The sequence below is a fragment of the Sphingomonas yunnanensis genome, from assembly GCF_019898765.1.
In the GTDB taxonomy this organism is placed as follows: domain Bacteria; phylum Pseudomonadota; class Alphaproteobacteria; order Sphingomonadales; family Sphingomonadaceae; genus Sphingomonas; species Sphingomonas yunnanensis.
This window is the reverse complement of sequence record NZ_JAIOKB010000007.1, coordinates 121386-134883: the sequence shown is the minus strand read 5'-3', so window position 1 is coordinate 134883 and position 13498 is coordinate 121386. Positions and strand designations below refer to the sequence as shown.

Genomic DNA, 13498 nt, shown 5'->3' with positions numbered 1-13498 from the left:
CAAGTGGATTGGCCCTGTAAATTTTCACACGCGGGGGGTAACCAGCCGCCATGTCGGAGGTCGAGCGCGAGCGCCCACCCACGTATCCGGTCGACGACGCCGCGGCGACGCTGGACCTGTCGCGCCGCTACCTCGCGCTCGCCGCGGAGGCGGCCGACCGGCTGCTCGCCGCGACCGATCCGGCGCGGATGGTGGACGAGCTGTTCGCGCTGATCCGCGCCGAGCTGCGGCTCGACGTCTTCTTCAACTACCGCCACGACGGCGGCCTGCTGCGGCTCGAGGCCTATGCCGGGCTGACGGAGCAGCAGGCGCATGACGGCGCCGAGCTGCGGCTGGGCGAAGCGGTGTGCGGCTGTGCCGCGCTGGAGCGTCGCCGCATCCACGCCAAGGGGGTGCAGCGCTCCGACTCGCCGCAGCTGGCGTTCGTCCGCTCGATCGGGCTCGACTGTTACGCCTGCACGCCGCTGCTCGACGGCGAGCGGCTGCTTGGCACGCTCGGTTTCGGGCGCCGCGACAGCCCGTGTTTCACCGCCGAAGAGCTGCAGCTGCTCCACACGCTGTGCCACTATGTCGCGCTGGCGAAGCTGCGGCTGCGCCACGAGGAAGAGCTGCGCTGCAACATCGCCGAGCGCGATCGACTGCTCGCCGAGCTCAACCACCGCGTCCGCAACAATCTGCAGATGGCGGTCGGGGTGGTGCGCAACGAGCTCCGCGGCGTCGAGCCAGTGCCGCCGGCGCTGACCACCGTCGCTGAGCGGCTCGAGCTGATCGCGCTGGCGCATCGGCCACTGTATCAGGCGGACGGCGCCACCTTGGCAGTCGACGCGGTCGAGATCCTGCACGCCGCGGTCGAGCTCACCACCGGCGGTGACGGGCGCGTCGAGGCGGCGGAGCGCGTGATGATCCCGATCGAGCAGGCGGTGGCCTTCTCGCTCCTCGTCCACGCGCTGCTCGATCGCGGCGGCCGCTCCTGCGCTCGGGTCGCCGTCGTCCTCCGCGGCACCACGCTGGAGGCGCGGATCACCGTCGCGGCCGAGCCGGCGACCGCGCCGCCGCTCGACCGGCTCGCCAGCTCGCTGCTGCGTCAACTCAACGCCAGCCTCTCTGAGGAAGCCGGCGCGATCCACCTGAGGTTCCCACTCGCTCATGCCGGCTGACACCGACACCCGCTCGCTCCGGCTGCTCGTCGTCGAGGACGAGGCGATCATCGCGATGCTCGTCGAGGACGCGCTGACCATGGCGGGCCATGTCGTCGTCGGGGTGGCGGAGAGCGCAAGCGAGGCGTTCGCGATCGCCGCGCGCGAGACGATCGACCTGGCTCTATGCGACGTGCGGCTGGCGGAGAACGACAGCGGCGTGACCGTCGCGCGCGAGCTGTCGCTGCGCGGGGTGCCGTGCCTCTATGTCAGCGGCAATTGCCCGACCGCCGCGGATCACCCGCTGATCATCGGCTGCGTCGGCAAGCCATTCGCCACTGCCGCGCTGAGCCGAGCCGTCGAGGCGGCCTATCGGATCGCGACGGGCGAGCGCGGGGTCGAGGTGCCGAAGAGCATGCAGGTCTTCGCGCCCGCGTGAACCGTCCCGTTCCAGGCACCGATCACCGCTTTACCGAGCTATTCCCGAAGAGCTAAGCGGAGGGCGGATCACCAGGGGGACATATGCAGGGTCGGGGCGTTCTCGCCGGCCTCATCGCGCTGCTCGCGCTGCTGCTGCTGCTGCCGGCGGCGGTGAACCGCGGCGTGCTGCAATTTCCCGATACCACCACCTACATCCGCGGCGTCGACGCCGCCATGGTCGCGGCGACGGGGCACAGCTCGGCCTGGTCAGAGAACGCGAAGCGGGCACTCTCGGCGCGCGCCATCCCGGCAGCTGCCGCGCGGTCGGCCGGCGGCGAGGAGTTGGCGGAGCGCCCGGCAACGCCCGCGGCCAGTTTCCCGGTCGTCCTGTCGGGGCGGTCGGTCTTCTACGGCGCTCTGCTCTACGCCGCCGATTGGCTCGGCAGCTTCTGGTGGGTCGCCATCGTTCAGGCGCTGGTAACGGCCACCGCGGCGCTGCTCGCCGCGCGCCGGGTCGCATGCCGCCTCGACTCGCCCGAGCGGCTGTGGCCCGTCCTCGTGGTGGCGGCCGTGACCAGCGTCGGGCTTCAGGTGGCGCTGCTGATGCCCGACATCTTCGCGCCACTCGCGATCCTGGCGACGGCGCAGATCGCGCTCTACTGGCGCGCCATGGCGCGCGGCGAGCGTGCCTTCTGGTCGGTGCTGCTCGCCGCCGCGGCGCTGTTCCACAGCGGCAACCTGCTCGTGATCGGCCTGCTGGTGAGCCTGCTGCTCATATGGCGGATGAGGACCCGCACCGCGCTGTGTCTCGCCCCGATCGCGCTGGCGCTGCTGGTCGGCGCGGGCGGCGAGGCAGCGTTCGGCGCGGCGGTGCGCAAGATGACCGGCTTCCCGCCCGTGCGGCCTCCCTTCGTGGCGGCGCGGCTGATCGCCGACGGACCGGGGCGCGACTATCTCGATCGCGCCTGCGCCAATGGCTCGACGCTGACGCTCTGCCAGTATCGCGACGCCATCCCGGAGGACAGCGACTCCTTCCTCTGGGCGAGCGGCCGCGGCAGCTTCATGGGCATGCCGCCCGAGGATCGGCGCCGCGTCGCCGCCGAGGAGCGCGGCTTCGTCCTCGCGGTGCTGGCCGACCAGCCGCTGACGGTGATCGGCACCTCGCTGCGCAACATCGGCGGGCAGCTGCTGCGCTGGCAGGTGGATGATATCGCCGACGCGCGACTGGGTGGGATCAACCGGGATAAGCTGCCCCCGGCGGTGCGCGCCACGTTCGATTCAACCCGCGCGGCACAGGGCGAATTCCCGAGCGTCTATTACGACCTGCTGGCCGCGCCGGTCACGCTGCTCGCGCTCGCCGCCCTGCTCGCGCTGGGCGCGGTACGGCGTGACACGATGCCCGCAGCGACGCGCGGCTATGTCGCGATCGTTCTCGCCGGCATCCTGCTCAACGCCGCGGTGTGCGGCGCCTTCTCGAAGCCGCACGACCGCTATCAGAGCCGCGTCATCTGGTTGCTGCCGCTGCTCGCCACCGCCGTGCTGGCGGGATCGCGCCGGCGCGTGCCCGCGCCCGCGCCCGCGGCGAGCGGTACGGCGGTGTAGGGCGCGTCACTGCCGCATCACCGCCGCTCGCGCGCGAGCTCGTCGACCGCCTGCGCCAGCTCGATCCACATCGCGCCCTCGGGAATGACATATTCGTTCTCGCCCCAGAAGAACGGCCAGTCCTCGTGGTTCTCGGGGAAGTCCGGCTTGATCACCAGCACGCCGGGGACGACGCCGCCGGCGATGAAGGAGAAGTCGGCGCGGTTGTTGCCGTAGGCGACCTCCTTCGACAGCGTTCCCACCGCCGAGACGAACGAGCGATCCGAGCCGGGATGGTGGCCGAGCAGGAATTCGGCACCGCGGAAGACCGCGTCGGCGGGGACGATCTCGGGAAAGGCCTTGTGCAGCGCGTAAGCGTTGAGGGCATAGCCCATCACCGTGCCGCTGCCGGCCCAGCCGCCCGTCGTGATCGGCACGCCGAAGGGGTTGGCGGCCGCGGCCTTGTCCGCCTCGGCCGCATAGGCGCGAACCGTCGGCACGAGGCGCGCGCGATAGGAGGCGGGCATGAACGGGATCGCCGCGACCGCGTCGCGCAGGCTCGGTGCGAAGCGCTTCTCCACCTCGGGGTACAGCGACTCGACCGCGGTGACGTAACGCGGATCGCGCGTGGTGCGCAGGAGCTCGACCGCGGCGGAGAAGCGCTCCATCTCGAGCGGCCCGCCAGTGGTGTTGCCGTGCTGGTAGAGGTCGGGCGGGTGCGACTGCTCCTCCGCCCATGTCGCGGCGGCCAGCGCGAGCGCGCGCTGCGCCAGCGCGGGATCGGCGGTCTGCAGCGCGCGCGACGCCGCGGCCAGGCCAGCGATCGATCCGTAGTTGAGCGCGGAGGCCTTGGTCGTGAAGGCCCAGCGATCGTCGGGCATCCCGCTGCGGCCGCCCTTCTCTTCGCCGAGCTTGAGCGATGGATCGTAGATCAGCCCGTCGGTCTTGGTCGAGGCGTCGCCGAGGTGGGTATATTGCGCGACGTCCGGCTCGACGATGCCGTGGATCGCGTGGCCGATCGCGTCGAACTGCGCGACCAGCTGGCGCGTGCCGTGCGCGATCTGCTGGAGCAGGTCGGGCGTGCCGTCGGGCACGTGCATCTCGGTGCGGCGGCGCGCCTCGTCCACCGCGGTGGTGTCGCGCGTCGGGCGCCAGCGTTCCCAGCTGTCCACCATCGAGCGGATCACCTGATATTGCGACTGGGTGCGGACGTCGAAGTCGCCCGCGTCGAACCAGCCGCCGGTGTTCAGACCCGGGATGTGCTCGCCCGGCTTGTACTTGCTGTCGGTGGTCGGGCCCTGCGCGTAGAGGTCGATATGCTCGTGGCTGACCGGCGCCTGGCGCGCGTCGTCACGGTGCGCCTCACCGTGCCACACGCGATAGCCCTCGTTGACGTACATATGGTCCATCGCCACCGGAAAATAGACGTCGAGCGTCGGGTGCCACGCGCCGGCATAGACGTCGTCGGCGATGCGGAACGGCGCGGTGCGGGTGGTGCCGTACTCGAGCACGTAGAGCCCCGGCTGGCGCACCGCGCTGAAGTCGAGCCGCAGGTAGGCATAGCGCAGATAGTCGCCCCAGCGCGTGGCGGCGGGGATCGTCACCGGCGTCATCGCGCCGTCGCCACCGACGCGCAGCAGCCGCGGCGTCAGCGCGCGCGTGTCGGCGCGGTCGAGCTCGATCGTCGCCACCTTGCGGCCGCCCGGCGCATAGCCGAGCTGCGAGTGCGCGATCACCGGCGCGCGGCGCCATCCCGGCACGCTGGTCGGGCGCACCGTCCATTCGAGCACCGCGCCGGTCTTCCCCGTCGGCAGCAACGAGCGAAGCACGAACCAGCCGTTCTGCGCCTGGTTGCGCCCGTCGTAGAGTTCCACGGGCTCGCTCGACTCGATCGTCACGCGCCGCGTCGCGTCCTCGGGCGCGAGCACGAAGCGGCGTGCCGCGGCGATCGGCTGCGGCTCGGCGCCCGGGCCTTCGGCCCGGCCGCTCGCTGCGTTGCGCTCGGGCGTGCGCGTCATCGCGTCGGCGGGGTAGAGCGGGAAGGTGCCGGTGCGGTCGTCGGCGAGATAGCCGTGATGGAAGTAGGCGGCGGGCAGGAATTCGAGATTGAAGCCGGCGCGGCCCGCCAGCGCCTCGGGCACCGGCTGGTCGAGCAGCACCGAGACCTTCACGCCGCCGCCCGCACTCTCCGAGCGGATCCGGTAGCGCCAGTGCTGGTCGGGGTATTCCAGCGTCACCGTGACCGCGCCGCTGCGTTGGTCGACCTCGCGCCCGATGAAACGCGCGGTCGGGTCCCACTGGCCCGGCGTGGCGGCGAGACGGACGTCCCCGTTGGTTGCGATCCGCTCGTCCTGCTGGATGATCTCGACGCCGCTGATCTTCGAGTCGGCGAACAGCCCGTCGTACCAATTGGAGAAGACCAGCACGTTGGCGCCGGGCGACTCGTAGTAGCCGCTGGTGTTGAGCGTCATCTCGCCCGCGGGCGGCGCCGCGCGGCGCGATTGCGCCGGGGCTGCGCTCGCCAGCAGCATCGCGATGACCGATACACCGATGCCGATCCGCGCCTTGCTCATCCTCGTCCTCCTCGCGCCGGCCGATCGCCGGTCACCGGCCGATGTATAGCGCTAACATCGGTGGACGCCATATGCCGTGGATCAAGACGACGTCATTGACGCCCGCCGGCTCAACTACTTACTGTCCGCAACCGAGAGGCCGACTGCCATAGGCGATAGCGGTAACAGGGAGAGGGTGGATGAGGCTCGGTCGTTTTCTGTGCGCCGCTGCGGCGATGCTGGGCGCCTCACTGGCATCCGCCGCGCCGGCCCAAGTCGCCACGACCGCGCCTCCTGCGGTGGCAGGCGCGAAGCCTGCGATCGTCGAGCGTATCACCGTCCATGGTCGCTCGCTCGAGGGCAGCCTCGAAGGTGACAGCGCCGACCGCGCGGTGTTGGTCGTGCTGCCGCCCAGCTACAAGAGCAGCCCGAAGCGCCGCTACCCCGTGGTCTACGCGCTCCACGGCTATTCGATCGGGGCGGAGCAATGGACCCGCGAGATCCACGTGCCGCAGACGATCGAGGGTGCCTTCGCGCAGGGCGCGCGCGAGATGATCGTCGTGCTCCCGGACAGCAAGACCGCGCACAATGGGTCGATGTACTCGAGCTCGGTGACGACGGGCGACTTCGAGAGCTTCGTCGCGCGCGACCTCGTCGGCTACGTCGATACGCACTATCGCACCGTGGCCGATCGGACGAGCCGCGGGCTTGCCGGCCACTCCATGGGCGGCTACGGGACCGCGCGGATCGGGATGAAGCACCCCGAGACGTTCGGCGCGCTATACATGATGAGCCCGTGCTGCCTCTCCGCGCGCACCCCGGGCGGTGACGCGGTTGCGGACGAGAAGACCTTCGCCGCGCTGCGCTCGCCCGCCGACTCTGGGACGCTGAGCTGGGGCCAGCGCGCGCAGCTCGCCGCCGCGGCGGCCTGGTCGCCCAATCCCACCAAACCGCCGCTCTTCCTCGACCTGCCGACCGAGAACGGCCGGCCGCGCCCCGAGGTGGTGGCGCGCTGGGCGGCCAACGCGCCGCTGGCGATGCTCGACCAATATGTCGGCAACCTGCGCCAGTATCGCGCGATCGGGCTCGACGTCGGCGACCGCGACGGACTGAAGGACGACGTGCAGGCGCTCCACGCCGCGCTCGACCGCTACGGCATCAGACACGATTTCGCGGTGTACCCGGGCGACCATGTCAGCGGCGTCTCGGCGCGCGTGCAGGAGCAGGTAATTCCCTTCTTCTCGCGCGCTTTGGTGTTCCCGTGAGGCGGCGCGCGCTGGCGGCGCTGCTGCTCGCCGTCTCGGGCGCCGCGACGGCGCAGGTGTGGCGCGCCGACCAGGGTGACGGCAGCTATCGCAACCCGGTGCTTTACGCCGACTACCCCGACCCCGACGTGATACGCGTCAAGCGCGACTATTATTTCGTCTCGACCACCTTCGTGAACGTCCCTGGCATCACGATCCTGCACAGCCGCGATCTGATCAACTGGACGATCGCGACCCATGTCGCGGCGAAGCTCGACGGCGATCCGCGCTACGATCTCGTCGGCGGCGACGCCTACCGCAAGGGTCTCTACGCCGCCAGCCTGCGCCACCACGACGGCACCTTCTATCTCGCGATCACGCCGGTGGGGCAGAAGACGCGGATCTACTACGCCAGAAGCATCCGCGGCCCGTGGCGCTACCACGAGCTGGACCGCGAGGCGTTCGATCCAGGGCTGTTCATCGAGCGCGACGGCCGCGCCTATCTGGCGACCGCGACCACCGCCGACGGCACGATCACGCTGCTGACGCTCGACCGCACGCTCTCCAAGGTCACCGACGCGCGCAAGATCCATTATATCAAGGGCGCGGAAGGCTCGAAGCTGATCCGGCGCGGCGATTATTACTACCTCTTCAACGCGCTGCCGCCGCGGCTGGCGCTGAGCGTGTCGCGCTCGCGCAGCCTGTTCGGCCCGTGGGAAACGCGCGACCAGATCGACGATCACAGCGGCGGCCATCAGGGCGCGCTGGTCGATCTGCCAGGCGGCGGCTGGTTCGGCTTCGTGATGGAGGACAGCGGCGCGGTCGGGCGGATGACGAACTTCTCGCCCGTGTTCTGGCAAGACGACTGGCCAGTCTGGGGTGCGCCCGAGGTGCCGGGTCGCGTGCCCATGCGCGCGCGCAAGCCGATCGCCGGCGGCGCCTTCACCGAGCCGCCCTCGTCCGACACGTTCGACCGACCGACGCTCGGTGTGCAGTGGCAGTGGAACCACAACCCGGACGACCGTCGCTGGTCGCTCACCGAGCGCGCGGGCTGGCTGCGGCTGCGCCCGACGCGCGCCGCGCGCTTCTGGGAGGCACGCAACACGCTGACGCAGAAGGGGCAGGGGCCGGCGAGCCGCGGCGAGGTGGTGCTCGACCTCGCGCATCTCGCCCCGGGCGATCGCTGCGGCTTCGGCACGCTCGGCCAGGTGAGCGCCAACCTCACCGCCATGCGCGGGCCGGACGGGCGTGCGTCGCTGGCGATGGAGGTGACCGAGGACCAGGTCGAGGGCGCACGCACCGAGACGCGCGCCACCGTGCCGCTCGCGGGCGAGCGGCTGTGGCTCCGTACCGAGATGGACTTCAAGGCATCCACCGGCCGCCTCGCGTACAGCGAGGACGGGCGCCGCTGGCGCGGGCTCGGCGGCGACTTCCCGCTGCGCTTCGCCTGGCGCACCGGTACCTTCCAGGGCGAGCAGTTTGCCCTGTTCTGCTACGCGCCGGGCGAGAGCAGGGGGTGGGTGGACGTCGACTCGTTCACGCTGTCGCCGGTAGCGGCGGGCGAGGGCGCGCGGCGGTAGAGAGCCCGGTCTCACGGCGATCGGTGAGCTCCTCCCCTTTCAGGGGAGGGGTTGGGGTGGGGCGCATCCGCAGACGCAGCGCCTGGGCAGAAGCCCCACCCCCGTCCCCTCCCCTGAAGGGGAGGGCTGAGCTTATTCAACGTCTCGTCCGTAGACGCTGATCGTGTACCCGCCTTCTCCGACGCCCGCCCCGCTCACTCCACCGGCACGTCGAAGGTCCCGACCGGAAGCTGCGCCTCGTCGAACAGATTCATCACCGGTGTCTCGGCCCAGGCGTAGCGGACATGCGTCACCGGCTGACCGTCGCCCGCCAGCGTCAGCGTGTCGCCGGCGACCGTCCCCGCGGCGAAGCGGCACGATCCCGTCGCCGCGCCGCACAGCTCGAAGCCGATCGCCTGCGCCGCGCCGCGCGCGCTGAGCGCCCCCGTCGCCCCGGTGAAGCGCAGCACCGCGCCGCCGTCGGGGCCGCGCCTCGCCCCCGCGATCGCCGGCCCCGCGGGCGCGACCGGCTCGCCGTAGCGCGCCGCGCGCATCGCGCGCGCGAGCCGCAGCCCGACCTCGCGCTTCTCGCCCGGGTGTATGTCGAGCGCGTCGCCGAGGTCGAGCGCCACCGCCATCCCGGCGTGGGGGTCGGCCGCGGTGACGCGGCGCTGCGCGTCGCGCACCGTGCCCCAGCCGCTCTCCGCGGGCGCCTTGGCGCGCGTGCCGTAGTCGGCGAGCTGTACCACCGCGAAGCCGGTCTCGGGGGTGCCCATGCGCCGGCGCCAGTCGGCGATCAGCGCGGCGAGGCGCTTGTCATAGCCGGGCAGGCCGGTGTCCGACTCGCCCTGGTACCAAGCGATGCCGGCGAGCTGGAGCGGCGCGAGCGGCGCGATCATCGCATTGTCGAGCGTGCCCGCGCCGTTGATGTCGTCCCACGGCACGCGCGGCGCGCCGCCGGCGACTCGCTTGGCCACGGCATAGCGCCAGCCGCTGTCGAGCGGGACGCTACTGCCGTCGGCGAAGGTCAGCCGCATCCGCTCGGTCGGCCCGGTCATGCCGCCGAGCGCGTAGACGTCGTCGTCGTTGACGGTGATCACGTTGCGCCCCGCGCGTAGCGTGCCCGCGGGCAGCGCGTACACGCGCGGCTGCGCGGCGAGGCTGCTCGAGCCGACGCCGACGCCGTTGACCCACGTCGTGTCGGCGTCGTCGACGGTGCCGAGCGACAGCGTCGCCGGCCCGCGCGCCTGCGCCGGCGTGAGGTCGACCGTCTTCTGGTACCAGATCATGCCGTTGTAATCGGTCAGCTCGGGCACGCCCCAGGTCTCGAAGTTGGTCAGCGCCGGAACCGCGCGCCAGTCGAGCGCGGCCGCGGGCTGCCACGGCTCCTTGCCGCGCGAGTCGCCGCTGGCGCCGCGCCACCAGTCTTCCCACTGGCCGATCGCGCGTCGTACCGCGGTGGCGGGGTCGCGCGCGTAGAGCGCGATCAGTGTCGCGGCGTCCGCCTGGCCGCCGGCACGCAGCGCGGCGTCGCTCATCCAGGCGCTGATCCGCGACCCACCCCAGCTGGAGTGGATCGCGCCGATCGGCACCTTCTGCGTCCGCCGCAGTGACTGCACCATGTAGAAGCAGGCGGCCGAGAAGCTCCCCGTACTGTCCGGCCCCGCCGCCTGCCAGTGCGGCGCGGTGGCGAGCCGATCGAGCGGCGTGGCGCTGGCATTCTTGGCGATCGTCAGCAGCCGCAGCTGCGGGTCGAGTGGCGCGTGCGCATCGGCGAACAGGGTCTGCGCATCGTCGACGGTCAGCTCCATGTTACTCTGGCCCGAGCAGAGGAAGACGTCGCCGATCAGGATGTCGCCGTGCAGCGTCGCGCCGCTCGGCGCTGCGACCGACAGCTCGTAGGGGCCACCCGCGGGCAGCGCGGGGAGGTGCGCGGCGAAGCGACCGTCACGCGCCGCGGTGGCGCTGACGCTATGGCCGGCGAGGCTGATCATCACCGTCTCGCCCGGTGCCGCTGTGCCGCGCACGTCGATCGGTCGGTCGCGCTGGAGCACCGCATGCTCGCCGATCGCGCCGTCGAGCTTCGGCGCCGCGAGCGCGGGCGCGGCGAGGGCGGAGGCAGTGAGCAGGGCGGCGAGGTGACGCGCGGGACGGATCGGCATGGGGCAGAAATTCCGCTGGACGATCGGCGCCGGGATCCGGGCCGGGCGGCGCGGGAGGCGTCGCCGGCACGAGACTGCGTCAGCGCGCGTCCAGGCGCAATCGCCCGTGATGTCGTATAGTTAGCCTGATCGCCGGCGGGCGCGCTGGATCGCCTCGTCCAGCGCGGAGAGAAAGCGCGAGCGATCCTCCTTGGCGAAGGGCGGCGGGCCGCCGACACGATCGCCGCCCGCGCGCAGGTCGCTCATGATCGCGCGCACCGCCACCGCGCTGCCGATCGAGCTGGCGGTGAAGGGGCGGCCATTGGGGCCGATCACCGCCGCCGCGCCCGCCTTGATCGCGCGGTCGGCGAGCAGGATGTCGGCGGTGACGACGATCGCGCCTTCGTCGGTGTGCTCGGCGATCCAGTCGTCGGCCGCGTCGAAGCTGTCGCTCACGGTCACGCGCTCGATCAGCGGGTGTGCGGGGACGCGCAGGTGCGCGTTGCTGACGATCGCGACGGGTACCTCTAGCCGGTAGGCGACCCGGTAGATCTCCTCCTTCACGGGGCAGGCGTCGGCGTCGACGAGGATATGCACGCGCTGGACCATCGCTCCAACCTGCCACAGAGCCGCGGCCACGTCGCCCCGGATCACGGCAGCTCGGCGCGCGGGTCCGAGTCGATGCTGGGGCGCAGCCGCAGCGCCTGCTTGGGCCGCGACGCGCCGGGACGGTCGTTGGCGCGGTCGACGCCGTCCCGCGCGGGAGCCGGTGCGAGCGCGGCGAGCGACTCGATCGCCGCCGCCATGTCGAGCGCTAGTTCGCGCTGCGCCGCGTTGGCGAAGGGATAGCCCGGCTTGGTCGGCATCCTGTCCTCCGCGGCTGTGCCCGCCTCCGCGGCCATATGCTCGATGCTCGGCGACTGGTGCAACGGGTCGGTTGCAGGCAGCTCGGCGCGGGCGCGATCGTCGTCCCAGGCGGCGGCGAAGCGAGACGCGCTCACCTCCAGCCCTGCGAGAAAAGCGCGGAAGCGGACGAAGCGGTGATTGGCCCAGTTGAGCACGAGCGGCTCGCCCGCGAACAGCGGGTCGAGGAGCGTGTCGGGCACGAAGCGCGTCGCGATCACCTCGCCCGCGCGCGCGCCGCGGCGTTGCAGGTCGGCGATCGTCGCCGAATCCATCGCGACGTTGAAGCCGCCCTCGCCGTCGCGCATCCGGACATGGACGATGCGGTCGCGGTAGCCGGGCACGTCGATCAGCTGATTGTCGCCCCATTGCCGCGCGGTGGTGACGATCCGCCCGGCGAAGCGCAGCAGCTGCGCCGCGGGCGACCCGCCGGCGAGCCGGGTATAGCTCGCCAGCCGGCCGCGATTGGACCGCAGCATGTACACCATTTCCTCGGGGGGCGCGTCGGCGGGGGCGAGGCCGGCATCCGGCCTCTCGCCCTCGGCGGGCACGCGCTCCGGCTGCAGCTCGTCGTCGTGGTAGAGCAGGTTGAGGCAGAAGGTCGGGCGCGTCGGGATCGGCGCGTCGAACAGGTGGAGCGGGAAGTTGGAGGTGATCCCGCCGTCGGTGATCCACAGCTCCGCGAGCTCGCGCCCGCCGCCCAGCGCGCCGGCGCGCTCGCGCAGCACGTAGAGCCGCACCGCGCGGAACAGGAAGGGGAAGCTCAGCGACATGCGTACGCCGACGAGCACCGGCAGGTCCTCGGCGCGGGGAAGTCGGAGCATCTCGCTCGCGTCGATGCCGTGCAGGCCGACGCCGGCGAGATCATCGCGCGGGTCGGTCGGTGCGCGCTGATGGCGCTCCATCCACGCGACGATCTCGGGCGGGAACAGCGCGAGCAGGTCGCCGCGCCGCGCGTAGAGCAGATCCTCGCGACGCAGAAACGGCAGCTGCACCGACTGGGCGCGGTTGACGTCGGACGCGACCAGGACGAGCTCGATATCGCGGGCGATCGTCGCGAGGGTCGCGGGCGGCCGCCGTGGGTCCTGCGCGGCGCGCAGCGCCGCGGCCAGCGCCTCGTCACGGGTGGCTCCCACGCCACGGTGCGACGCCGCCCAGAGATCACCGAAGGTGAGCGGCTCGTCCGCTGGCAGCCCGGCGAGGTCCTGGAAGCGCGCATGCAGCCATTCCGTCAGCGAGGGCAGCGTCTCACCGTCGACGCGCGCCTGCGCCATGCCCGAGCAGAAGCCGTAGCCGTTGGCGGCGAGCGCGCGCAGCCCGGCGCGCAGCACCGGCCACCAGGAGAGGATCGCGAGCAGCAGCGCCAGCGCGGGCACGCCGACGACGACGAGCAGCAGCAGCGCGAACGCGAGCACCGCGCCGCGGCTTGGTTCCGACCACAGCAACGCCGCCGCGACCAGTCCGAGCGCGATCGCTGCCCAGCAGAGCGCCGGCAGGGCGAGCACCCCGAGTGCGCCGGCAACGCCGCGCGCGCTCGCCGCCGCCTGGAGCCGCTGCAGCAGGCGGAACAGCGGGGCGGTCGCCGCGTCGGGTTCGAACAGATGTTGCAGCAGCGGCGCGCCGCCGTGGCGCTCGCCCAGCTCGAGCGCCAGCCCCTCGAGCCGCTCGCGCGCGGCGGGCTCGCGCCCCGACCGCCGACCGAACTCCATCGCGGCCGCGGCGGCAGCGCCGATCGCTCCCGCCGACGTGCCGCCGATCGAGCGTAGCCGGTACGTCGCAGCGACGGCTGCGATCGCACCGGGGTAGATGATCCCGCTCGTCACGCCGCCCTTCATGACCAGGTCGCACTCGAGCGGTGCGCGGTCGGCTCCGGTCGGCATGCTAGCGGCTCCCGCGGCGCCTCGCGCGCCCGAGGGCAGCCTAGCGCGCGTGGGTGTCGGGGGTAAGATGCGGTGACGCGCC

Annotated in this window: 9 protein-coding genes; 5 read left to right on the top strand and 4 right to left on the bottom strand. The window is 72.0% G+C overall.

The features are described 5' to 3' along the window. The first annotated feature begins 50 nt into the window (after window positions 1-50). From K7957_RS17250 to K7957_RS17240, 3 genes are all read left to right on the top strand, one after another. The gene (locus K7957_RS17250) at window positions 51-1157 is read left to right on the top strand and encodes a GAF domain-containing protein (protein WP_223013613.1); all 1107 of its coding nucleotides are present in this window, start codon (window positions 51-53) and stop codon (window positions 1155-1157) included. Continuing rightward, window positions 1147-1575 carry a response regulator gene (locus K7957_RS17245; RefSeq protein WP_223013611.1) on the top strand — a complete coding sequence of 143 codons (429 nt, stop codon included), beginning with the start codon at window positions 1147-1149 and terminating at the stop codon, window positions 1573-1575. Before K7957_RS17250 ends, K7957_RS17245 begins: the two co-directional genes overlap by 11 nt. An 83-nt stretch (window positions 1576-1658) precedes the next feature. Further along, on the top strand, window positions 1659-3158 hold the full coding sequence (locus K7957_RS17240; RefSeq protein ID WP_223013608.1) for a hypothetical protein: 1500 nt from the start codon (window positions 1659-1661) through the stop codon (window positions 3156-3158). A gap of 17 nt (window positions 3159-3175) precedes the next feature. Here K7957_RS17240 and K7957_RS17235 read toward each other — a convergent pair whose 3' ends face one another. Next, window positions 3176-5710: a glycoside hydrolase family 9 protein gene (locus K7957_RS17235; RefSeq protein ID WP_246617214.1), complete on the bottom strand. Its 2535-nt coding sequence runs from the start codon at window positions 5708-5710 to the stop codon at window positions 3176-3178. A 179-nt stretch (window positions 5711-5889) separates the two neighbouring features. Between K7957_RS17235 and K7957_RS17230 the strand changes: the two genes are divergently transcribed. Beyond that, window positions 5890-6954, top strand: a complete 1065-nt coding sequence (locus K7957_RS17230; protein ID WP_223013606.1) for an alpha/beta hydrolase — start codon at window positions 5890-5892, stop codon at window positions 6952-6954. Beyond that, a complete protein-coding gene (locus K7957_RS17225; protein ID WP_223013604.1) occupies window positions 6951-8513 on the top strand; it encodes a glycoside hydrolase family 43 protein in 1563 nt (520 codons plus the stop codon). Before K7957_RS17230 ends, K7957_RS17225 begins: the two co-directional genes overlap by 4 nt. Before the next feature lie 194 nt (window positions 8514-8707). On the opposite strand, the gene K7957_RS17220 is transcribed toward K7957_RS17225, so the two are convergent. The 3 genes from K7957_RS17220 to K7957_RS17210 form a co-directional block, all read right to left on the bottom strand. Continuing rightward, the gene (locus K7957_RS17220) at window positions 8708-10654 is read right to left on the bottom strand and encodes a sialate O-acetylesterase (protein WP_223013602.1); all 1947 of its coding nucleotides are present in this window, start codon (window positions 10652-10654) and stop codon (window positions 8708-8710) included. Between the two features lie 120 nt (window positions 10655-10774). Next, window positions 10775-11230: a YaiI/YqxD family protein gene (locus K7957_RS17215; RefSeq protein WP_223013716.1), complete on the bottom strand. Its 456-nt coding sequence runs from the start codon at window positions 11228-11230 to the stop codon at window positions 10775-10777. Window positions 11231-11283: 53 nt separating this feature from the next. Then, complete coding sequence (locus K7957_RS17210; RefSeq protein ID WP_223013600.1) at window positions 11284-13416, bottom strand: patatin-like phospholipase family protein; 2133 nt, start codon at window positions 13414-13416, stop codon at window positions 11284-11286. Between the last annotated feature and the right edge of the window lie 82 nt (window positions 13417-13498).